The organism is Microbacterium sp. GXF7504 (assembly GCF_054798235.1).
This window is the reverse complement of the sequence record NZ_JBSJZI010000002.1, coordinates 543,747-565,854: the sequence shown is the minus strand read 5'-3', so window position 1 is coordinate 565,854 and position 22,108 is coordinate 543,747. Positions and strand designations below refer to the sequence as shown.

Annotated in this window: 23 protein-coding genes; 19 read left to right on the top strand and 4 right to left on the bottom strand. The window is 72.5% G+C overall.

All coding sequences use genetic code 11. The annotated features are described in order from the left end of the window. The first annotated feature begins 24 nt into the window (after positions 1-24). From lepB to ACWAUO_RS06805, 8 genes are all read left to right on the top strand, one after another. Positions 25-780, top strand: a complete 756-nt coding sequence (lepB, locus tag ACWAUO_RS06840) for a signal peptidase I (protein ID WP_460774141.1) — start codon at positions 25-27, stop codon at positions 778-780. Further along, positions 777-1,436 carry a ribonuclease HII gene (locus tag ACWAUO_RS06835; RefSeq protein ID WP_460774139.1) on the top strand — a complete coding sequence of 220 codons (660 nt, stop codon included), beginning with the start codon at positions 777-779 and terminating at the stop codon, positions 1,434-1,436. Before lepB ends, ACWAUO_RS06835 begins: the two co-directional genes overlap by 4 nt. Positions 1,437-1,448: 12 nt before the next feature. Then, the gene (locus ACWAUO_RS06830) at positions 1,449-1,772 is read left to right on the top strand and encodes a DUF2469 family protein (RefSeq protein WP_460774137.1); all 324 of its coding nucleotides are present in this window, start codon (positions 1,449-1,451) and stop codon (positions 1,770-1,772) included. Between the two features lie 101 nt (positions 1,773-1,873). Further along, complete coding sequence (locus ACWAUO_RS06825; protein ID WP_460774136.1) at positions 1,874-2,230, top strand: YraN family protein; 357 nt, start codon at positions 1,874-1,876, stop codon at positions 2,228-2,230. After that, positions 2,227-3,750: a YifB family Mg chelatase-like AAA ATPase gene (locus ACWAUO_RS06820; protein WP_460774134.1), complete on the top strand. Its 1,524-nt coding sequence runs from the start codon at positions 2,227-2,229 to the stop codon at positions 3,748-3,750. Before ACWAUO_RS06825 ends, ACWAUO_RS06820 begins: the two co-directional genes overlap by 4 nt. After that, positions 3,747-4,940, top strand: a complete 1,194-nt coding sequence (gene dprA / locus ACWAUO_RS06815) for a DNA-processing protein DprA (protein ID WP_460774132.1) — start codon at positions 3,747-3,749, stop codon at positions 4,938-4,940. Before ACWAUO_RS06820 ends, dprA begins: the two co-directional genes overlap by 4 nt. 74 nt (positions 4,941-5,014) lie before the next feature. Beyond that, positions 5,015-5,920, top strand: coding sequence for a tyrosine recombinase XerC (locus tag ACWAUO_RS06810; RefSeq protein ID WP_460774130.1), 906 nt, complete (start codon positions 5,015-5,017; stop codon positions 5,918-5,920). 14 nt (positions 5,921-5,934) lie between these two features. After that, the gene (locus tag ACWAUO_RS06805) at positions 5,935-6,501 is read left to right on the top strand and encodes a DUF3060 domain-containing protein (protein ID WP_460774128.1); all 567 of its coding nucleotides are present in this window, start codon (positions 5,935-5,937) and stop codon (positions 6,499-6,501) included. Here the strand turns inward: ACWAUO_RS06805 and ACWAUO_RS06800 are convergent, their stop codons facing one another. After that, positions 6,502-7,002, bottom strand: coding sequence for a murein hydrolase activator EnvC family protein (locus tag ACWAUO_RS06800; RefSeq protein ID WP_460774127.1), 501 nt, complete (start codon positions 7,000-7,002; stop codon positions 6,502-6,504). A gap of 283 nt (positions 7,003-7,285) precedes the next feature. Here ACWAUO_RS06800 and rpsB point away from each other — a divergent pair, with 283 nt between their 5' ends. From rpsB to ACWAUO_RS06755, 9 genes are all read left to right on the top strand, one after another. Continuing rightward, the gene (gene rpsB, locus ACWAUO_RS06795) at positions 7,286-8,161 is read left to right on the top strand and encodes a 30S ribosomal protein S2 (protein ID WP_460774124.1); all 876 of its coding nucleotides are present in this window, start codon (positions 7,286-7,288) and stop codon (positions 8,159-8,161) included. Between the two features lie 99 nt (positions 8,162-8,260). After that, a complete protein-coding gene (tsf, locus tag ACWAUO_RS06790) occupies positions 8,261-9,088 on the top strand; it encodes a translation elongation factor Ts (RefSeq protein WP_460774122.1) in 828 nt (275 codons plus the stop codon). Positions 9,089-9,173: 85 nt separating this feature from the next. Further along, the gene (gene pyrH / locus ACWAUO_RS06785) at positions 9,174-9,893 is read left to right on the top strand and encodes a UMP kinase (RefSeq protein ID WP_460774121.1); all 720 of its coding nucleotides are present in this window, start codon (positions 9,174-9,176) and stop codon (positions 9,891-9,893) included. A 62-nt stretch (positions 9,894-9,955) separates the two neighbouring features. Then, positions 9,956-10,510 carry a ribosome recycling factor gene (frr, locus tag ACWAUO_RS06780; RefSeq protein ID WP_460774119.1) on the top strand — a complete coding sequence of 185 codons (555 nt, stop codon included), beginning with the start codon at positions 9,956-9,958 and terminating at the stop codon, positions 10,508-10,510. 6 nt (positions 10,511-10,516) lie between these two features. After that, on the top strand, positions 10,517-11,539 hold the full coding sequence (locus tag ACWAUO_RS06775; RefSeq protein ID WP_460774118.1) for a phosphatidate cytidylyltransferase: 1,023 nt from the start codon (positions 10,517-10,519) through the stop codon (positions 11,537-11,539). Continuing rightward, positions 11,536-12,147, top strand: coding sequence for a DivIVA domain-containing protein (locus ACWAUO_RS06770; RefSeq protein ID WP_460774117.1), 612 nt, complete (start codon positions 11,536-11,538; stop codon positions 12,145-12,147). Before ACWAUO_RS06775 ends, ACWAUO_RS06770 begins: the two co-directional genes overlap by 4 nt. Positions 12,148-12,183: 36 nt before the next feature. Continuing rightward, positions 12,184-12,888 carry an aggregation-promoting factor C-terminal-like domain-containing protein gene (locus tag ACWAUO_RS06765; protein WP_460774115.1) on the top strand — a complete coding sequence of 235 codons (705 nt, stop codon included), beginning with the start codon at positions 12,184-12,186 and terminating at the stop codon, positions 12,886-12,888. A gap of 9 nt (positions 12,889-12,897) precedes the next feature. After that, entirely contained in the window at positions 12,898-13,185 is a 288-nt protein-coding gene (locus ACWAUO_RS06760; protein WP_460774113.1) for a hypothetical protein, read from the top strand. After that, positions 13,186-13,896, top strand: coding sequence for an alpha/beta hydrolase (locus ACWAUO_RS06755; protein WP_460774111.1), 711 nt, complete (start codon positions 13,186-13,188; stop codon positions 13,894-13,896). Positions 13,897-13,899: 3 nt separating this feature from the next. On the opposite strand, the gene ACWAUO_RS06750 is transcribed toward ACWAUO_RS06755, so the two are convergent. Further along, a complete protein-coding gene (locus ACWAUO_RS06750; RefSeq protein ID WP_460774109.1) occupies positions 13,900-14,949 on the bottom strand; it encodes an AI-2E family transporter in 1,050 nt (349 codons plus the stop codon). 154 nt (positions 14,950-15,103) lie between these two features. Here ACWAUO_RS06750 and ACWAUO_RS06745 point away from each other — a divergent pair, with 154 nt between their 5' ends. After that, entirely contained in the window at positions 15,104-16,942 is a 1,839-nt protein-coding gene (locus ACWAUO_RS06745; RefSeq protein WP_460774108.1) for a glycosyl transferase, read from the top strand. Continuing rightward, positions 16,943-17,884, top strand: a complete 942-nt coding sequence (locus tag ACWAUO_RS06740; RefSeq protein WP_460774106.1) for a tetratricopeptide repeat protein — start codon at positions 16,943-16,945, stop codon at positions 17,882-17,884. Between the two features lie 9 nt (positions 17,885-17,893). Here ACWAUO_RS06740 and glgB read toward each other — a convergent pair whose 3' ends face one another. Then, complete coding sequence (gene glgB, locus ACWAUO_RS06735) at positions 17,894-20,032, bottom strand: 1,4-alpha-glucan branching protein GlgB (RefSeq protein ID WP_460774105.1); 2,139 nt, start codon at positions 20,030-20,032, stop codon at positions 17,894-17,896. After that, a complete protein-coding gene (locus ACWAUO_RS06730; protein WP_460774103.1) occupies positions 20,029-22,089 on the bottom strand; it encodes an alpha-1,4-glucan--maltose-1-phosphate maltosyltransferase in 2,061 nt (686 codons plus the stop codon). The genes glgB and ACWAUO_RS06730 overlap by 4 nt, the downstream gene beginning before the upstream one ends. Positions 22,090-22,108: the final 19 nt, after the last annotated feature.

Sequence of the window (22,108 nt, the reverse complement as noted above, 5' to 3'; positions counted from 1 at the left end):
CCCGCCGCACGAAGGAACCGACTGATGACCATGGACGCGACGCCCGCCCCCGACGCCCCGGAGACGGAGGATCGCCGACCACGCGGGATGCTGACGTTCCTGCGCGACGTGCTCATCATCGTCCTCATCGCCCTGGTGGTCTCGTTCGTCGTGAAGACGTTCCTCGTGCGGTCGTTCTACATCCCGTCCGCGTCCATGGAGACCACGCTGATGGAGCTCGACCACATCCTGGTGGACGAGCTCACCCCGCGCTTCGGCGGGTACGACCGTGGCGACGTCGTCGTGTTCGAGGACCCGGGCGGGTGGCTCGGACCGCGTGTCGCCACCGAGGAGCCGGGCAACCCGGTCGCGGTGGCGGCGGACTGGCTGCTCTCGCTGGTGGGGCTCTCCTCGTCCGACAGCGAGGACCACCTCGTGAAGCGGATCATCGGGCTCCCGGGCGACCACGTCGTCTGCTGCAACGAGCTCGGGCAGGTCACCGTCAACGGCACCGCGATCGACGAGTCGTCGTATCTGCTGCTCCCGGAGCCGGGCGCCGCCGCGTCCGCCGTCGCGTTCGACGTGACCGTGCCGAAGGACTCGCTCTGGCTCATGGGCGACAACCGCTACCGGTCGAAGGACTCCCGGTACAACCAGGAGCAGCCGGGGAAGGGCTTCGTGCCGCTGGACAACGTGGTCGGCCGCGCCTTCGTCATCACCTGGCCGCTCGACCGGTTCGGCCTCATCGACGCCCACCACTCCGTCTTCGCGGGGGTGCCGTCCCCGGAGGACGACGGATGACCGTCGTCGAGCCCACCCTCCGGCGGGAGCGGCAGCTGCTGCGGGAGCATCCCGTGATCATCGCGTGCGACGAGGTCGGGCGCGGCGCCCTCGCAGGACCCGTCGCGGTCGGCGCGGCAGCCGTCTCCACGCGCCACGCCCGGCGCCGCGTGCCCGAGGGGCTGCGCGACTCGAAGCTCATCCCGCACGCCCGCCGCGCCGCCGTCGCCGAACGCGCGGCGTCGTGGGTCGACGCTTCCGCCGTGGGATGGGCGACCTCGGCCGAGATCGACGAGGTCGGCATCATCCGCGCGCTCGGCCTCGCCGCGCACCGGGCGCTCGCGTCGCTCGTCGACCAGGGCGTCGTGTTCGAGGACGGGATCGTGCTGCTCGACGGCAACCACGACTACATCTCGCTCGTCGGTCCGGTCGGCTGCCGGGTGCAGTCGGTGGTGAAGGCGGACCGGGACTGCGCGAGCGCGGCCGCCGCATCCGTCGTCGCCAAGGTCGCGCGCGACACGCACATGCTCGAACTGCACGAGGACGCCCCGGTCTACCTGTGGGAGCGCAACAAGGGGTACGCGAGCCCGGAGCACCGCACCGCGATCCGCGAGCACGGGCTGAGCCGGCACCACCGGTCGAGCTGGGCGATCGCCGACGCCCCCACGCTGTTCTAGGCTGGATGCACCATGGATGACGACGTCTTCGAGGACTACGACCGTGAGCTGGAGCTCGCCCTGTACCGGGAGTACCGGGATGTCGTTTCGCAGTTCCAGTATGTGATCGAGACCGAGCGGCGGTTCTACCTCGCCAACGAGGTCAACGTGGTGCGCCGGGACACGGAGCACGACTTCTACTTCGAGATCTCGATGAACGACGTCTGGGTGTGGGACATCTACCGGGCCGACCGCTTCGTGAAGTCGGTGCGCGTGCTCACGTTCAAGGACGTCAACGTCGAGGAGCTCACCCGCCGCGACTTCCAGCTCCCCGACGAGCTCTCGCTCGACAACTGACGCCTGCGCTCCGCTCCTCCCCAGGGCGGTGCGGGCCGTGCCCGTCCACGGGTGCGCGATGCGCCCGCCGGCCCGGGGTACCGCCGCGGGACGCTGGCGGCATGGCAGCGAAGGACGAGCTCGGCAGAGCCGGTGAACAGGCGGCGGCGACCTACCTCGCGGCGCGCGGCTGGACGATCCTCGACCGCAACTGGCGGTGCACGGACGGCGAGCTCGACATCGTCGCCGCGGACGGCGACGAACTCGTCGTCGTCGAGGTGAAGACCCGCGCGAGCGACCTGTTCGGGCATCCGTTCGAAGCCGTCGACGCCCGCAAGCGGGCGCGGCTGTGGCGGCTCGGGCGGGCCTGGTGCGCGGCGAACCCGGATGCGGCGCGCGGCCGTCGGCTGCGGCTCGACGCGGTCTCGTTGCTCGGCCGCGGCCCGTTCGCCCTCGAGCACCTGCGGGACCTGCGATGAGCGTCACCCGCACCTGGGCGGTCGCGCTCGTCGGCGTGGACGCGACGCTCGTCGAGGTCGAGGCGGACGTGTCGGCGCAGACACCGGAGTTCCGGATCATCGGCCTCGGGGACCGCGCGCTCACCGAAGCCGTGCAGCGCGTGCACAACGCGTGTGCGAACAGCGGACTCGCGCTGCCGCGGCGCCGGCTCACGGTGAACCTGTCGCCCGCGAGCCTGCCCAAGCACGGCTCCGCGTTCGACCTCGCGGTCGCCGTCGCCGCCGTCGCCGAGGAGGCGGGGCTCCGACCCGATTCGGTGTCGGCGACCGTCCACCTCGGTGAACTCGGGCTCGACGGGCGACTCCGGCCGGTCCCCGGGGTGCTCCCTGCGTCGGTCGCCGCCGCCCGCGCGGGCCGTCGCCGCATCGTCGTGCCGGCCGCGAACGCCGCGGAGGCGGCGCTCGTCCCCGGCCTCGACGTGGTCGGGGCGGTGAACCTCGCCCAGGTCGCACTGCTGCACGGCGCCGACGTCGAGGTGCCCGAGCAGGAACCCGTCGCACGGGACGCCCCGCCCGAGCCGGAACGCACGGCGCCGGAGCTCGCGGACGTGGTGGGGCAGCGGGACGCGGTCGCGGCGCTCGTGGTGGTCGCCGCGGGTGGGCACCACCTGCTCATGAGCGGACCGCCCGGCGCCGGCAAGACCATGCTCGCCCACCGGTTGCCGGGGATCCTCCCGGAACTCGACGAGGACGCCGCGCTGACCGTCGCCGCCATCCGGTCGGTGTCGGGGCTCCCGGTCACCGACCTGTCCCGCGTGCCGCCCATCGAGGCGCCGCATCACAGCGCGAGCATGGTCGCACTCATCGGCGGCGGCTCCCGCATCCTGCGTCCGGGCGCGATCGCCCGCGCGAGCGAGGGCGTGCTGTTCCTCGACGAGGCGGGGGAGTTCCCGGCGAGCGTCCTCGACGCGCTCCGGCAGCCGCTCGAACGCGGCAGCGTCGACATCCACCGCGCCGGGGTCTCCGCCCGGTTCCCAGCCCGGTTCCAGCTCGTCCTGGCGACGAACCCCTGCCCGTGCGGGAACGCCGGGGTCCGCGGTGCGCGCTGCGAATGCCCGCCGATGGCGATCCGCCGCTACCTCGGGCGGCTGTCGGGTCCGCTCCGCGACCGCATCGACGTCGAACTGCAGCTGCGGCGCGTCGCACGCACCGGGGCCGACCCGGGTGGCCGCATCACGACCGCCGAGGCGAGGGCGCAGGTGACGGCGGCGCGGGAACGCGCCGCGACGCGCCTGCGGGGGACGCCCTGGCGCCGCAACGCCGAGGTGCCGGGCACCTGGCTCCGGGAGGGGCCGAGGCTGCCCGCGCCGGACGTGCGGCGCGGACTCGACGCCGCCCTCGAGCGAGGGGCGCTGACGCTGCGCGGGTACGACCGGGTACTGCGCGTCGCCTGGACGCTGGCGGACCTCGCCGGTCGTGACCGGCCGGACGCGCAGGACGTGGGCCGGGCGCTCTTCCTCAAGAAGGGGATCGAGGCATGAGCTCCGTGCCGTCCTTCGAAGACCTCCTGGCGGGTGTGGGCCCCGGCGGCGGTCTGCTCGGGGCGCGGGGGAGCGACACCGCGCACCGCCGTGCCGCCGCCGTCGTCTGGGGCGCGCTGGCCGAACCCGGGGACGGCGTCGCGGGCGCGCTGCGCGGGTCGCTGGGCGGGAACGAGGCGTACGACCTCGTGGTCGCGGGCGACCGGGTCGCGGAGGCGTCGGCCGCCACGGGGCTCGACCGCCGTGCGGTGGCGGAAGCCAGGGCGCGGTGGCTGCCGCGTGCGGTGCCGGGACTGCTCGCCACCGCGCTGGCGGATGCCGCGCGGGTCGATGCGACGCTGTTGGCACCGGGTGACGACGACTGGCCGGGCGCGCTCGACGACCTGGGACCGCACGCACCGGCCTGTCTCTGGGTGCGCGGCGACGTGCAGGCATTGGTCCGGCCGTCCGTCGCGGTCGTCGGCGCGAGGGCGGCGACCGCCTACGGCGAGCACGTGGCCGGGGAGTTCGCGGCAGGGATCGCCGACGCGGGTGCCGCCGTGGTCTCCGGCGCCGCGTACGGCATCGACGGCGCAGCGCACCGTGCCGTGCTCGCGGTCGGCGGCACCACGGTCGCGTTCCTCGCCGGCGGCTGCGACCGGCTGTACCCGGCCGGGAACGGCGCGATGCTGGAGCGGATCGTCCGCACCGGCGCCGTCGTGGGGGAGGCGCCCTGCGGCGCGTCGCCCACCAAGTGGCGGTTCCTCGCGCGGAACCGGCTCATCGCCGCGCTCTCCGGCGCGACGGTCGTGGTGGAGGCCGGGGCTCGCAGCGGATCGTTGAACACCGCGGGACACGCCGCCGCCCTGGGGCGCCCGTTGGGGGCTGTCCCCGGACCGGTCACGAGCGCCGCGTCCGTCGGCACGCACCGGTTGCTGCGTGAGTACGACGCGCGGTGCGTGACCTCCGCAGCTGAGGCGCTCGAGCTCATCGGCGTCGGCGTCCCCGCCCCGCTCGAGCTGGGCGGGCGCACCGACGACCGCACTCGCGTCCGCGACGCGCTCAGCCATCGCACGGCCCGGGACGTCGCCGTCGTCGCGTCGGCGGCGGGCCTGTCGATCGCCGAGACCGAGGCCGTGCTCGGGATGCTGCTGCTCGAGGGCGCCGTGGAGCACGGACCGGGCGGATGGCGGCTGCGCCCCGGCGGCTGAAACGACGTACGCCCGCGCGTCGGCATCCGGGGAGCCTCCGGCCGGGATGCGGCACGGACGGGCATGCTGGAGGCATGCGGTTGTGCGATGCGGTGGAACGGTGGTGCGAGCACCTGGAACGGGTGCGGCGCCTGTCGCCGGCGACCGTCCGCGCGTACCGGTCCGACCTCGCCGACCTGCAGGCCGCCGTCGGCGCGGACACGGAACTCGCACGGGTCGACCTCGAGGAACTCCGCGAATGGCTGTGGCAGGCGACCTCCCGCGGCGACAGCCGCGCCACCCTCGCCCGCCGCGCCGCATCCGCACGCGGCTTCTTCGCCTGGGCGCACGAGACGGGGCACATCCCCGTCGACCCCGCCCTCCGCCTCGTCACCCCGAAGCGCGGGCGCACGCTGCCGGCCGTCGCGACCGGGGACGCCGTGGCCGACGTCCTGCGCCGGGCGGGCGAACGGGCGGCGACGGGCGACCCCGTCGCGCTCCGCGACCACGCCGTCCTCGAACTCCTCTACGGCTCGGCGGTGCGGGTCTCCGAGCTCTGCGGCCTGCGCCCCGGCGACGTCGACCTCGACCGCCGCACCGTCCGCGTCGTCGGCAAGGGCGACAAGGAACGCGTCGTCCCGTTCGGCGGCGCCGCCGCCCGGGCACTCGACGCCTACCTCGACCGAGGGCGCCCCGCCCTCGCGGCCCGCGCGTCCGCCGCACCGGCCGCGGTGTTCCTCGGCGTGCGCGGCGGTGCACTGGGCCCCAGGAGCGTCTACGATCTCGTCTCGCGCACGCTCGGGCCCGCCGTCGGAACGGCTGCCGTCGGGCCGCACGCGCTCCGGCACTCCGCCGCCACGCACCTGCTCGACGGCGGCGCCGACCTGCGGGCGGTGCAGGAGATGCTCGGCCACGCGAGTCTCGGCACCACCCAGATCTACACGCACGTGAGCAGCGAGCGCCTCGCCGCGGTCTACCGCCAGGCGCACCCCCGCGCGTGAGCTACCGTGGGCGCATGATGAACGCCCGCCGCAGCACCGCCGTCGCAGCGGTGCTCGCCGCCCTCCTGCTCTCGGGCTGCAACGTCATCGCCGAGGAGCCCCGTGCCACCAGGCTCCCCTCCGACGCCCGCACCACCTCGCCGGCGCCGTCGGTGCCGAGTCCCTCCGTCGTCACGCCGTCGCCGAGCACGCCGTCCGTCACCGGCGACGCGCTGGACTGCGGCGGCCGTCCCGTGCAGGTCACGGCGGGTGCCGCATCGGTGCTCGTCGGCGACTGCCCGGAGATCGAGGCGCAGGGGAGCGGCCTCGTGCTCAACGCCCGGGATGCGGCGGTCGGGATCCTCCGGATCTCCGGCGACCGGATCGTCGCCACGGCGGGCGTCGTCGGGCAGGTCGTGCTCGCCGGCAACGACATCGCCCTGACCGCCGACGAGATCTCGTCGCTCACGGTCCGCGGCGACCGCAACACCGTCGCCGTCTCCGGCACCGCTGCCGGGGTGCTCGTCCAGGGCAACGACAACACCGTCGCCGGCGACGTGACGCAGCTCGACGACCAGGGCGCGCGCAACACCGTCGGCTGATCAGCAGCAGGGCAGCAGGACCGCCCGTGGCACGCCGCCCAGGAGCAGGAGCGGGTTCACGTACTCGCCGTCCAGTCGAACCCCGAGGTGCAGGGTGCCGGTGGGGGCGTGCCCGCCGGCGCTGACGACGCCGAGCTCCTCGCCGCGTCCCACCCGCGCGCCGGGCTGCAGCTCCGTCTCCACGGGTTCGTAGGAACTCACCCAACCGTCACCGTGGTCGATGGTCAGCACGCCGCGGTCCACGACCCTCCCGGCGAAGGCGACCACACCGTCGGCAGGCGCCGTCACGGCAGCGCCCTCGCCGTCGACGTCGATCCCGCGGTGCCCCGCCCCGTACGGATGCGGCGGCTGCAGGTACGGCGCGACCACACGGGCGGCGGGGCGCGGCCACGACCAGCTCGGCACGGATCGCCCTGACCCCACGGCAGCGGCGGACGGGACGGGCGAGACGGCGCCGAGTGAGAGCACGAGGACGAGCAGGAGACGGGCGATCGCGGGCATGCGCCCAGGGTCGCCCGGTGGCGGTCACAGTGGCGCGGACCGCGGGTCGCGGTGGACGCCGTGCCCGGTGCGCCCGACTGGGGAGGAGGCGTCCCACGCCTGCTAGACTCAGGGGTGCACCTCGCATGTCGGGGTGACTACGCGTGCCCGGAGCGCGACGGATCCCGTCGCGTGGCACACACCCGGTGGTCTCCTTCGTGGAGCGGGCGTGTGTCGGGCACCAGGACCGTGCCGCCGTCCGGCGCACGGTGAGAACCCGGAACACACGATCAGGAGAACGACCATGGCCGTCGTCACCATCCGCCAGCTGCTCGACAGCGGCGTCCACTTCGGACACCAGACCCGTCGCTGGAACCCGAAGGTCAAGCGCTTCATCCTCACGGAGCGCAGCGGCATCCACATCATCGACCTGCAGCAGTCGCTCGCCTACATCGACAAGGCGTACGAGTTCGTCAAGGAGACGGTCGCCCACGGCGGCACCGTGCTCTTCGTCGGCACCAAGAAGCAGGCGCAGGAGGTCATCGCGGAGCAGGCGACCCGTGTCGGCCAGCCCTTCGTGAACCAGCGCTGGCTCGGCGGCCTGCTGACCAACTTCAGCACGGTCAGCAAGCGCCTGGCCCGCATGAAGGAGCTCGAGGAGCTCGACTTCGAGAACCCCTCGGCCAGCGGCTTCACCAAGAAGGAGCTCCTGCTGAAGAAGCGCGAGCTCGACAAGCTGCACAAGTCGCTCGGCGGTATCCGCAACCTCACCAAGACCCCGTCGGCCATCTGGGTCGTCGACGCCAAGCGCGAGCACCTCGCCGTGAACGAGGCCACGAAGCTCGGCATCCCGGTCATCGGCATCCTCGACACCAACGCCGACCCGGACGAGTTCCAGTACCCGATCCCCGGCAACGACGACGCGATCCGCTCCGTCTCGCTGCTCACCCGCATCATCGCCGACGCCGCCGCCGAGGGCCTCATCCAGCGCCACCAGCCGGCCGGTGAGACCGCCGAGGCCGCCGAGCCGCTGGCCGAGTGGGAGCGCGAGCTGCTCGAGCAGGGCGCCCCGGTCGTGACCGGTGCCGCCGAGGTGGCCGAGGTCGCCGCCGACTCCGCCGCCGACGAGGCCGGTGCCGCCGCTGCGGCCGAGGTCGCGGGCGAGTCCGCCGAGAAGTAAGACCACGCGTCCCCGGGACGCACCCCGGTCGGCGCGGTGACGCACCGCGCACCGCGCCGACCGACCCCCAGTCTCTCCATACAGAAGGAGTCGCCAGTCATGGCAAACTTCACCATCGCTGACATCAAGGCCCTGCGCGAGCAGCTCGGCACGGGCATGGTCGACACCAAGAAGGCGCTCGAGGAGGCCGACGGCGACCTCGAGAAGGCCGTCGAGATCCTTCGCCTCAAGGGCGCCAAGGGCAACGCGAAGCGGGCCGACCGCTCCACGAGCGAGGGTCTCGTCGCCGCGCTCGAGCAGGACGGCAAGGTCACGATCATCGAGCTCAACACCGAGACCGACTTCGTCGCCAAGAACGACCGCTTCATCGCCCTCGCCGACAAGGTGCTCGCCGCCGCCGCCGCGGTCGCCGCGGACTCGGCCGAGGCCGCCCTCGCCGCGCCGGTCGACGGCAAGACCGTCGCCGAGCTCATCTCGGACGAGGCCGCCATCATCGGCGAGAAGGTCGAGCTGCGTCGCGTGCGCACCCTCTCCGGCGACCACTTCCAGGTGTACCTGCACAAGACGAGCAAGGACCTGCCCCCGCAGGTCGGCGTCGCCGTCGCCTACACCGGTGACGACGCGGAGACCGCCCGCAGCATCGCGCAGCACATCTCCTTCGCGAACCCCACCTACCTGTCCCGCGACGAGGTCCCCGAGGCCGACGTGGAGAAGGAGCGCGAGATCGTCACCGAGATCTCCCGCAACGAGGGCAAGCCGGAGGCCGCGCTGCCGAAGATCGTCGAGGGTCGCGTGAACGCGTTCTTCAAGCAGGTCGCGCTGCTGGACCAGGACTACGCCAAGGACAACAAGCTGTCCGTGGCCAAGGTCGCGTCCGACGCCGGCATCACGATCACCGACTTCGCCCGGTTCAAGGTCGGCGCGTAGTCGTTCCGGAGGGCCCGCATCGATTCCGGTGCGGGCCTTTCGCATGCCGTAGGTTGAGTCGCAGCCGCTGAGAGGAAGAGATCACGTGATGGATGAGGCCACCGGGCGCCGCAGGGTGCTCCTGAAGCTTTCGGGTGAGGCGTTCGGCGGAGGGCAGCTCGGGGTCAACCCCGACGTCGTCGGTCAGATCGCGCGGGAGATCGCGGCGGCCACCGACCGCGTGGAGATCTCCGTCGTCGTCGGCGGCGGGAACTTCTTCCGCGGCGCCGAGCTCAGCCAGCGCGGGATGGACCGCGGGCGCGCGGACTACATGGGCATGCTCGGCACGGTGATGAACGCGCTCGCCCTGCAGGACTTCCTCGAGCAGGCCGGTGCCGCCACGCGCGTGCAGTCCGCCATCTCGATGACCCAGGTCGCGGAGCCCTACATCCCGCGTCGTGCCGAGCGGCACATGGAGAAGGGGCGCGTCGTGATCTTCGGCGCAGGGGCCGGCCTGCCCTACTTCTCGACCGACACCGTGGCCGCTCAGCGTGCGCTGGAGATCGGCGCGGACGAGGTGCTCGTGGCCAAGAACGGCGTTGACGGCGTCTACACCGCCGACCCGAAGAAGGATCCCGCGGCGACGAAGATCGAGCGGATCACCTACGGCGACGCCCTCGTGCGCGGCCTCAAGGTCGTCGATTCGACCGCCTTCAGCCTCTGCATGGACAACCGCATCGACATGCGCGTGTTCGGCATGGAGCCGGCGGGCAACGTGACCAAGGCGCTGCTGGGCGAGCCGATCGGCACGCTCGTCACCGCCTGACCCGGCGGGGGAGCGACCCCGCCGACTAGACTGGAATTCTGCCGCAAGCGAGGAGAGATACTGTGATCGCCGATGTCCTGAGCGAGACCGCCACACGCATGGACCGTGCCGTCGAGGCGGCCAAGGACGACTTCGCGACCGTGCGCACCGGTCGCGCGAACCCGCAGCTGTTCCAGAAGATCCCGGTCGACTACTACGGCACGCCGACCCCGCTCGGCCAGCTCGCGTCGATGCAGAACCAGGAGGCGCGCACGATCGTCATCACGCCGTACGACAAGTCGGCGCTCAAGGCGATCGAGGACGCCATCCGCAACACCCCGAACCTGGGGGCGAACCCCTCCAACGACGGCAACATCGTGCGTGTCACGATGCCCGAGCTCACGCAGGAGCGTCGCAAGGAGTACGTCAAGCTCGTCCGTTCGAAGGGCGAGGACGCGAAGGTCCACGTCCGCGGCATCCGTCGGAAGGCGAAGGACGACCTGGACGCGCTGAAGTCCGAGGTCGGCGAGGACGAGCTCGTGCGCGCCGAGAAGGAGCTGGACGCCCTGACGCGTTCGCACGTCGACGCGATCGACGAGGCGCTCAAGCGCAAAGAGGCAGAGCTCCTCGAGGTCTGATCCGACATGACCGACGCGTCCGAGGGCTCCACGCCCGGCGCACCCGCCGAGGGTGCCCCGGGCGTCGACCCCGTGGCGGGACGGCCCGCCCGATCACTTCCCGCGCACGTGCGGGCCAAACGCAGCGGGTTCGAGCAGCAGGTCGCGCACGCGCGTGCCGAATTCGAGGAGGCGAACGCGCGCATCACCCAGCGCACCGGCCGCAACCTCATCCTGGCGATCCTCATCGGGCTCGCCATCGGCGCGATCGTGTTCCTGTCGCTCGTGTTCTTCAAGTGGCCGTTCGTGGTGTTCGCGACGGCTGCGGCGCTGCTGGGCGTGTTCGAGTTCGGGCGCGCCCTCCAGGGCGCCGGCCGCCGGATCGACCTCGTCGTCCAGGTGGTCGCGGGCGCCGCCGTGCTGCTGTCGGCCTACTTCATCGACGGGGGCCTGCACTGGGTCACGCTCTTCGTCGCCCTCGCGGTCGTGGTCGTCTGGCGCCTGATCGGGCAGATGATCGCCCGCGACGGCCGCCGCTACGGCGCGGTCGTCGACGACGTGCTGGTCTCCGGCTTCGTGCTGCTGTACGTGCCGTTCCTGGCCTCGCTCGCGCTCGTGCTGCTGCGGCAGGACGGTGGCGAATGGTGGGTGATGGCGTTCCTCATCATCGCGATCGCCGCCGACACCGGCGCGTACGCGTCCGGACTCGCCTTCGGAAAGCATCCGATGGCGCCGCGGATCAGCCCGAAGAAGACCTGGGAGGGCTTCGCCGGCGCCGCCCTCGCGGCCATGGTCGCCGGTGTCCTGCTGGCCTGGCTCATGCTCGGTCTGCCCTGGTGGACCGGCCTCATCCTCGGGCTCGTCATCCTCGGCACCGCGACGGCGGGCGACCTCGGCGAGTCCATGATCAAGCGCGACATGGGCATCAAGGACATGAGTTCGTGGCTCCCGGGGCACGGTGGCGTGCTCGACCGGCTCGACTCGATCCTGCCCTCGGCCGTCGCCGCGCTGGCCCTGTACTACCTCCTGACCCCGCTGGCGGTGACATGACGACCGTGAACGACGACGCCGACGCGATCATCGAGCGGACCCAGGCCCCGGGCGATCTCGCCCCACGGTCCGCCTTCCCGCTGGTCACGCGCGGACGCGGCTACGACAGGAACGCCGTCGACACGTTCCTGCTGCGGGCGCGAGCCGCGTTCGAGGACGCCTCGGATGCGGAACCGGTCACGGCGCAGACCGTGCGCGACGCGTCGTTCCCGCTGACCAAGCACGGGTACGCGATCGCGCCCGTCGACGCGGCACTGGGCCGCATCGAGGACGCGTTCGCATCCCGCGAGCGCGCCGACGCGATCGCCCAGATGGGTGCGGCCCGCTGGGTCGCGCAGCAGCGCGAGCTCGCGCAGGAGATCCTTGATCGGCTCACCCGGCCGAGGCGCCACCGCTTCGAACGCACGAACGTGCTGCGCTACGGCTATCGCGTCGACGAGGTCGACATCGTCGCCGACAGGATCGCCGGGTACCTCGCCGAGGGCCGGCAGGTCACCGTCGAGCAGGTGCGCGCGGTCGCGTTCCGCATGCAGCGGGGCGGCTACCGCGAGGCCCAGGTCGACGCGGTGCTCGACGCGGTCGTGGAGGTCATGCTTGCGGTCGGGTGACACATCCGGACGCGTCCCGGTATCATCGGGGGCATTGTGACTTCTCCCGATGAGCAGACGAGTACCGGACTGAGTCCTCGCACGCGCCGGGAGGTCCGGGTCTCCGGCGGTCCGCAGGGCGGTGCGCGGCCCGCGGCGCGGCAGCACTGGACCCGCCGGCGTCCCGCCGCGACGGTGTTCGCGACGATCGCGGCGCTCTGCCTCGCCGGAGCGACGATCGGTCCCGCAGGGCTCGCGATGGCCGAGACCGTGTTCGACGAGGACACCACCACCGTCTACGACGGGATGGTGGACGACGCGCAGTCGCTCGTCGTGTCGTCGGAGGCCGAGACGATCACCGACCTCGGCCGCGGCAACTACGAGACCTACCAGACCCCGAAGCCGGAACCGGTGGTCGTCCCCGCCGCGACGTCCGGCGGGGGAGGCGGCGGCCCGGTCGCCGCGGTGCTCTACTACACCGGCGGCGGCTCGCCCGCGCAGTGGATGGCGGCCGCCGGCATCGCCGAGGGCGACTGGGGGTACGTCGACTACATCGTCAGCAAGGAGTCCGGCTGGAACCCGAACGCCACGAACCGGTCCTCCGGGGCGTGCGGCCTGGTGCAGGCGCTGCCGTGCAGCAAGGTGCCGGGGAACGGCTACGACCCGGTCGACAACCTCCGCTGGGGCAACGGGTACGCGGTCGGCCGGTACGGCAGCTGGGCGGGCGCCTACGCCTTCTGGGTCAAGAACCACTGGTGGTAGGCCGTCCCGATGGCACGATCACGCCGTCGGCGTCCTGACCCGCGCCCGCAGCAGGACTCCTTCGAACGGCTCCTCGCAGGCTGGAAGCGCACCGAGACCCGGCGCGGCTCGGAGTGGACCGTGCAGCCGGTGAGCGGCGCGCGGTCCGAGAAGACGTACGTGTGCCCCGGATGCGGCGGCCCGATCGAACCCGGGACGTCCCACGTGGTGGTCTGGCGCGCTGACGGCGTGCTCGGCGATGCGGCGGACCTCGCCGCCCGGCGGCACTGGCACAACCACTGCTGGAAGGTGTTCTGAATGGAGATCCGTGGTGCGACCGTCCTGCCCGGACGGCGCGAGGAGATCGAGCTGCACACGGCCGACGGTCTGACCCTGGTGGGGGAGCTGGCGCTGCCGGCGGACCGCGAGCCGGTCGCGACGCTGGTCACACTGCATCCGCTGCCCACCCACGGCGGCTTCATGGACTCGCACATCCTGCGCAAGGCCGCGGCGCGACTGCCCGCCCTCGCCGACCTGGCGGTCCTGCGGTTCAACACCCGGGGCACGTCGAGCCCGCGCGGCACGAGCGACGGCGCCTTCGACGGCGGGGGCGCGGAACGGGCCGACGTCGCCGCGGCGATGGCGTTCGTGACCGAGCGCGGCCTGCCCCGGCCGTGGCTCGTTGGCTGGTCGTTCGGCACGGAACTCGCGCTGAAGTACGGCCGCGAACACGACGTGGAGGGTGCGATCCTGCTCTCGCCGCCGCTCCACCGGGCCACCGACGACGAGATCGCGGCCTGGACCGGCGACCCGCGCCGGCTCGTGATCCTGGTGCCGGAGTTCGACGACTACCTGCGACCCGCCGAGGCGGCGCAGCGCTTCGCCGTCGTCCCGGAGGCCACGCTCATCCCGGTCGAGGGCGGCAAGCACCTGTGGGTGGGGGAGAACCAGACCCGCCGGGTGCTCGACGAGATCGTCCGTGCCGTGGTGCCGGCGCGTGCGCCGCTGCCCACCGAATGGGTCGACTGAGCCTCAGCGCTCGTTCTGCCGGGGGATGATCACCTGGCGGTAGATGATGAGGATGCTGGCGGCGACCGGGATCGCGACGAGCGCCCCCAGGAGGCCCAGGAGCGAGCCGCCCGCGAGGGCGGCGACGACGACGACGGCACCGGGGATCGAGACGGCGCGGTTCATGATGCGCGGCGAGATGACGTACGCCTCGATCTGCATGTACACGAGGTAGTAGATCGCTGCGACGAGCGCCGTGGTGGGGGTGTCGGCGAGGCCGAGGCAGGTCAGCACGATGACGGTCGACCCGGTGAGCGTGCCGACGAGCGGGATGAGCGAGAAGAAGAACGCGATCACCGCGAGCACGGCCGGGAACGGCGCCTGGATGATCGTGAGCAGGATGGCGCTGAGCACGCCGTTGATGACGCCCAGCGCGCCCTGGCCCATGACGTAGTAGCCGACGGAGTCGGTGATCTGCTCGGCGAGGTCGATGAAGCGCGCCCGCTTGGACGCCGGCACCAGGCTGTACACGGCCGTCTTCAGCGACGGGGTGGAGGCGGTGAAGTAGATCGTCAGGATGAGGACGATGAAGGCGCCGGCGAGGCCCGTCACGATGGAGGCGCCGACCGCCAGCACGCTCTCGCCGATCGATCCGACGTCGAGGGTGCTGAGCCAGTCCTGCACGTAGGCGAAGACCTGCTCGACGTCGAGGTTGGGGAACGTCGCCCCGAGCCAGTCCTGCAGGTCCCGCTGCCACGTGTTGCGCTCGATGATCCTGGTGACCGCCTCCACGAGCTGGCCCACCTGGCCGACGATGATCGGGACGACCATCCACACGATCCCGGCGAACACCGCGAGCACGAGGAGGATGGTCACCAGCACCGCGAGCCACCGCGGCATCCGCCGCCGCTCCAGGAACCGCACCAGCGGGTCGAGGCCGAGGGACAGGAACAGCGCCGTCCCGACGTAGAGCAGCACGGTCGACAGGGTCGTGACGCTGTTGATCAGCATCAGTCCGAGCCCCACGCCGAGCGTGGCCACCAGCGCCAGCCGGAACGGGTTGTGCAGCTTCATCCGGTCTCCTCATGCATCGGCGCCGACCTGCACAGCATAGATCGGTGGCGGTCCGGGCCAGGTCAGCGACGCTTCTGGGAGCATCTCCAGGTCGTCTTCGCTAGTCTGGACTGTCGGGTCGGGCCCGCCCGAGGGCCCGCGGAAAGTGGGTGACGTGCGATTCGTCTGGGCTGTGCTGGCCTTCGTCCTGGCCGCCGCGTCGATCGGCCTGGGCATCGCCCAGCGGACGGTGTTCCAGGGACCGACCACGCAGTCGGCCCAGGTGGAGGTCGCCGAGGAGGCGCCGTACACCCTCATCGACGGTGAGGCCATGGGTCTCCTGCCGGGGACGCAGACGCTCACCGTCGAAGGCGAAGGGGACGTGTTCGTCTCCTACGGCCGCACCGCGGACATGCTCGCGTGGCTCTCCGACCAGGAGTTCAACCACGCCGTCGCGGAGGACGGCGCCGTCGTCGTGACGGCCGTCGCGCCCGATCCGGATGCGGCGACCGACGCCGAGGCGGGCGACACGGGCGACGAGCAGACCGCGGAGGCGGACGCCGCCGCGACCCGGAACCCCTCCGGCAGCGACCTGTGGCTGGGGGAGTACAGCGCGCAGGACTCCCTGTCGCAGCCGCTGCAGATCCCGGCCGAGATGAGCGTGCTGGTCGCATCCGACGGCACCGCCCCCGCGCCCTCCGCGATCACCGTCACCTGGCCGCTCGACACGGCGACCCCGTGGGCCGGGCCGCTCATCGTGCTCGGCGGTGTGCTCCTGGCCGTCGGGATCGTGCTCTACCTGCTCGGCATCCGTCACGCGCGGCGCTCCCGCGGCCCGCGCCGGAAGGCCCCGCCGCCGCTGGAGGAGACGCAGCCGATCGACGTGGCCGTCGACGGTGCGCCCGACAAGGGCGTCATCAGCGCGACCCCGCGCCGTCGCCTGCTCGGCCGACGGAGCTTCGACGTCGTCCGCCGCGTGCGTGTGCCCGCCGTCGCGCTGCTCCTGGCCGCCCCGCTCGCCGTCTCCGGCTGCGCCGCGGACGCCTGGCCGCAGTTCGGCGAGAGCCCGACGCCGACCCCGACCGAGACCGTCGTCGACGCCGCCGACCAGTTGCAGCCGGCCGTGACCGAGGCGCAGGCCGGCATCATCATGGCGCGCATCGCGGAGACCGTCGCGGAGGCCGACGCCGCCCGCGACGGCACGCTCGCGGCGACCCGGCTCGACGGTGCCGCGCTGGCCGCGCGCAACACGAACTACGCGCTCCGCGGCGCGATCGAGGACTACGCGGCGCTGCCCGCCATCCCGTCCGAGCCGCTGCGGATCGTGCTGCCCCAGGCGTACGACGAGTGGCCGCGCACGGTGCTCGTCGTCGCCGACCAGGAGTCGTCCTCGACGATGATGCTGCTCACGCAGGAGGACCCCTGGTCCAACTACAAGCTCGTCTACACCGGCGCGCTGGCGGCGTCCACCGAGCTGCCCAAGCTCGCCCCCTGGTACATCGGCGCGGCGCAGGTGCCGCCGGACTCCACGTTCCTCACGATCGCGCCCGACCAGCTCGCCGCCGCGTACGCGGACGTCCTCACCTCCGGCGCCGACAGCCGGTACGCGTCGCTCTTCGACGAGGAGACCGACCGCTTCAGCCAGAGCGTGGCCGAGGACCGCCAGCGCCGCCTCGACGAGTTCAACGCGACCGCGACCGACACCGGGACGCTGGCGTTCGGCGCGGCGGCCGGCTCCCAGGCACCGCTGGCCCTCGCCACCGTGGAGAGCGGCGCGATCGTCGCGGTCACGGTGAACGAGACCGACACCGTGACGCCGGCGAGCGAGGACGTCGTCATCAAGCTCGACAACAACCCCACGGTGAAGGCACTGCTGGGCGTGAACGAGTCGCAGACGGGCGTCACCACGACGTTCGCCGACCAGCTGTTCTTCTACGTGCCGGCCCAGGGCTCCAACACCGGGATCCGGCTCCTCGGGTACTCCTCGAACATCCTCGAAGCGAAGGTGAACTAAGTGACCGACCCCACTCCCGCCGCGGTCCTGCGCGGTGCCGTCGACCTGTCCTCGCTCCGCAACCGTCCGGCCGCGCCGCCCGCCGGTGCGCCGGCCGCCGGTGCTCCCGCCGGCGGGGCCGCGCCGGGGCTCGTGTTCGACGTCACCGACCAGAGCTTCCAGCAGGTGCTCGAACTGTCCCGCTCGGTGCCGGTGGTCGTCGACCTGTGGGCCGAGTGGTGCGGTCCGTGCAAGCAGTTGAGCCCGGTGATCGAGAAGGTCGTCACCGAACTCGGCGGACGCGTCGTGCTGGCCAAGGTGGACGTCGACGCCAACCCGCAGCTGGCGCAGGCGTTCCGCGCGCAGTCCATCCCGCTGGTGGTCGGTCTCGTCGCCGGTCAGCCGGTGCCGCTGTTCACCGGTGCTGTGCCGGAGCAGCAGGTCCGCGAGGTCTTCGCGCAGCTGCTGCAGCTGGCGGCGCAGCACGGTGTCACCGGGACGGTGCCGGTCGACGGAGCGGATGCGGCCGAGGAGCCCGCCGAGCCCGAACTGCCGCCGCTGCACGCCGAGGCGTACGCCGCGATCGAGGCCGGCGACTACGACCGGGCCGTGACGGCGTATGAGGCCGCCCTGGCGGAGAACCCCCGGGACGAGGACGCCCGGGCGGGGCTCGCCCAGGTGACGCTGCTGCGCCGGGTGCAGGGGCTCGACCTCGCGTCCGCACGTGCCGCAGCCGCGGAGCGCCCCCTCGACGTCGCCGCGCAGTTCGACGTGGCCGACCTCGACGTCAGCGGCGGGCACGTCGAGGACGCCTTCGGTCGCCTGCTCGACCTGTTCGCGGCGCTCCCCTCGGAGGAGCGCGCGCCGGTGCGGGAACGGCTGCTCGAGCTGTTCGGCCTCGTGGGCGACGCCGACCCGCGCGTCATCGCCGCGCGTTCCCGCCTCGCGTCGCTGCTGTTCTGACCCTCCGGGTCACCCCGCGCGGTGGTGCAGCCAGAGCACCCCGAGCGGCGGCAGTGTGAGGACGGCCCGGCCGCCCGCATCCGTGTGCACCTCACCGAGGTTGCCGACACCGGACCCGCCGAACACCTCTGCGTCGGAGTTGAGGATCTCGGTCCACCTGCCCGCCGCCGGCAGCTCCAGCACGTGGTCCACGAGCGGCGCGCCGGAGAAGTTGCAGACCACGACGACCGTGTCGCCGTCGCCGGAGCGTCGCGCGAACGCGGACACGTCCGGCGTCCAGTGCGGCGCACCGAGCCGTTCGAACGCGGCGCCGTCGCCGTCCCGCCGCCACAGGGCGGGCTGGGCGAGGTAGGTGCGGTTCATCGTCGCCACGAAGTCGCGCAGCTGGGCGTGGCTCGGCTGGTCGAGCAGCCACCAGTCGAGCCCGCGCGCCTCGGACCATTCCGACAGCTGCCCGAACTCCTGCCCCATGAACAGCAGCTGCTTGCCGGGGTGCCCCCACATGTACGCGAGGTAGAGCCGCATGTTGGCGAGCTTCTGCCAGTGGTCGCCCGGCATCCGGGCGATGAGACTGCCCTTGCCGTGCACGACCTCGTCATGACTGATCGGGAGCACGTAGTGCTCGCTGAAGGCGTAGACGAACGAGAACGACAGCTCGCCCTCGTGGTGCGCGCGGTACATCGGGTCGCGGCCGATGTACACGAGCGAGTCGTTCATCCAGCCCATGTTCCACTTGAACCCGAACCCGAGCCCGCCGGCGCTGGTGGGGGCGGTCACACCCGGGAAGCTCGTCGACTCCTCAGCGATCATCGCGATGCCGGGATGGTGCTTGTAGGCCGTGGCGTTGACCTCCTGCAGGAACCGGATGGCCTCGAGGTTCTCGCGCCCGCCGTGGACGTTCGGCTCCCATTCGCCGGGTTCCCGGGAGTAGTCGAGGTAGAGCATGGAGGCGACCGCGTCGACGCGGAGCCCGTCGACGTGGAACTCCTCCAGCCAGTACAGGGCGTTGGCGACGAGGAAGTTGCGCACCTCGTTGCGGCCGTAGTCGAAGATGAGGGTGCCCCAGTCGCGGTGCTCGCCGCGGCGCGGGTCGGGGTGCTCGTACAGCGGCCGGCCGTCGAAGCGCGCGAGCGCGAACGCGTCCTTGGGGAAGTGGCCGGGCACCCAGTCCATGATGACGCCGATGCCGGCGCCGTGCAGCCGGTCGATGAGGTACCGCAGGTCGTCGGGGGAGCCGAACCGGCTCGTGGGGGCGTAGTAGCCAGACACCTGGTAGCCCCATGAGCCGCCGAACGGGTGCTCGGCGAGCGGCATGAACTCCACGTGCGTGAACCCGAGCTCGGTGACGTAGGCGATGAGCTCGTCGGCTGCCTCCCGGTAGCCGAGTCCGGGGCGCCAGGAGCCGAGGTGCACCTCGTACACCGACATCGGCCGTTCGAGCGGGTTGCCCGCCGCGCGGTCGGCGAGCCACGCCGCATCCGCCCACTCGTACGACGAGGCGGTGACGACGGATGCGGTCGCGGGCGGCGTCTCCGCGGCCCGCGCCATCGGGTCGGCCTTCAGTACCCAGTCGCCGTCCGGCGTGCGCAGCTCGAACTTGTAGACCGCGCCCGCGGCGACGCCGGGGACGAACAGCTCCCAGACGCCGGTGCCGCCCATGCTGCGCATCGCGTGACCGCGGCCGTCCCAGCCGTTGAAGTCGCCGACGACGCGCACGGCGCGGGCGTTCGGCGCCCAGACCGCGAACGAGACGCCGTCGCTGCCGCCGTGACGGCGCACGTGCGCGCCGAGGACGCGCCAGAGCTGCTCGTGCCGGCCCTCGCCGATGAGGTGCAGGTCGAGCTCGCCCACCGTCGGCGAGTGCCGGTACGGGTCGTCCGCCGTGTGCGCCGGCGCATCCGGCCAGGCGGTGACGAGGCGGTACGGCTCGGGGGCGCCCGTGCGGCGGCCCTCCCAGATCCCGCCGTGCAGGTGGTGCAGCTCGACGCGGTCACCGTCGGAGAACACCGCGGTCACGCTCTCGGCGAGGGGCCGCCGGGCGCGCACGACCCAGGCGCCGCCGTCGGGATGGATGCCCAACACGGCATGGGGATCGTGGTGCGTCCCCTCGGCGACGGCGTCGAGGAGGTGCTCGGGGACGACGGTCATCGGGTTCCCTTCACGTGCAGGATGTGCACCGGTTCGGTGAACGCGTCCAGCCGCACGTAGTCGTGGTCGTGCCAGGTCCAGTGCGCCCCGGTGAGGAGGTCCTCGACCTCGAACGCGTCGCCCGGCGCGACCCCCCACACGGTGGTGTCCAGGTGCACCGTCGTCTCCCGCACCGAGTGCGGGTCGAGGTTCACCACGACGATGATCGTGTCGGCCTCCCCGGTGGGGGAGACGGCCGCTTCGAGATGCTTCGAATACACCAGGATCGCGTCGTCGTCGCTCCAGTGCACGGCGAGGTTCCGCAACTGCCGGAGCGCCGGGTGCGCACGGCGGATCCCGTTGAGTCGCCGCAGGTACGGCGCGAGGGAGTCGCCCGCGGCCTCGGCCCCCGCCCAGTCGCGGAACTTGTACTCGTACTTCTCGTTGTCGATGTTCTCCTCGGACCCGGGCCGGGCGACGTTCTCGTACAGTTCGTAGCCCGCGTACACCCCGTAGGTCGGCGCTGCGGTCGCCGCGATGGCGGCGCGGATGCGGTACGCCGGACGCCCGCCGAACTGGAGGTACTCGGTGAGGATGTCGGGGGTGTTGACGAAGAGGTTCGGTCGGAGGAAGTCCGCGGTCTCGTGGGCCACCGAGGTGAGGAACTCCTCGAGTTCGGCCTTGGTGTTCCGCCAGGTGAAGTACGTGTAGCTCTGCTGGAACCCGACCTTCGCGAGCCCCTGGAGCGGCGCCGGACGCGTGAACGCCTCGGCGAGGAACACCACGTCGGGGTGCTGTGCGGTCACCTCCCGGATGAGCCACTCCCAGAACACCAGGGGCTTGGTGTGGGGGTTGTCGACGCGGAAGATCCGTACGCCCTGCGCGATCCAGTGCCGCACGATCCGCAGCACCTCGGCGCGGATGCCGTCCGGGTCGTTGTCGAAGTTGACCGGGTAGATGTCCTGGTACTTCTTCGGCGGGTTCTCCGCGTACGCGATCGATCCGTCGGGGAGGGTCGTGAACCATTCGGGGTGCTCGCGCACCCAGGGGTGGTCGGGCGAGGCCTGCAGGGCGAGGTCCAGCGCGACCTCGATGCCCTCGGCACGCGCGGCACGGACGAACGCGCGGAAGTCGGCGAGGGTGCCGAGATCGGGATGGACCGCGTCGTGGCCTCCGGCCTCAGACCCGATGGCCCACGGTGAGCCGGGGTCGCCCGGACCGGCGACGAGGGTGTTGTTCGGGCCCTTGCGGTTGGTGACGCCGATGGGGTGGATCGGCGGCAGGTAGAGCACGTCGAAGCCCATCGCGGCGACGCCCGGGAGCCGGCGCGCGGCCGTGCGGAACGTCCCCGACACGACCCGGCCGTCCTTCAGCCGCTTGGCGCCCTCCGAACGGGGGAAGAACTCGTACCAGGCGCCCACGCCGGCGCGCTCCCGTTCGACGAGCAGCTCCTGCTCCGGGCCCGCGGTCAGGAGCTCCCGGACCGGGCGGGCGGCGAAGAACCCGGCGATGGCCTCGTCCGTCACGATCCCGAGGGCGGTGACGTCGGCGACCTCGGGGTCGCGCAGCTCCCGGGCGCGCTCGCGCAGCATCCGTCGTTCCGCCTGGGGGCGGTCGGTCTCTGCGGCCGCGGCGTCGAACAGCAGCGCGCCCGCCTCGCGCATGACCGGCGCGTCGACGCCCGCCTCGATCTTCAGCCGGGCCGCGTGCCGCCAGGTGGCGAACGCGTCGCCGAACGCCTCGAAGCGGAACCGCCACACGCCCTGCTCGAGCAGGGCGACCTCGGTGCGCCAGTGGTCGAGCCCGTTCTCCAGCGGTGTGAGCCGGTGCAGCGACTCGTCGCCGGTGGGGGACACCAGCCGCAGGTGCACGCCGATCCGGTCGTGGCCCTCGCGGAACGCGGTCACCCGGAACGGCACGACCTCGCCGTCGAACGCCGACGGCCGGTATCCGCCGCCCGGGACCGCGGGGCGCGGGTCCGTCATGGGGATGCGGCCGGTCACGGTGCCGCCGGTCGGTTCGGCCGGGGCGGGACGGACGGGGATCGCGGCGGGGCTCCGCCAGGAGGGGGATGTCATCACAGGGGCTGCCACCCCT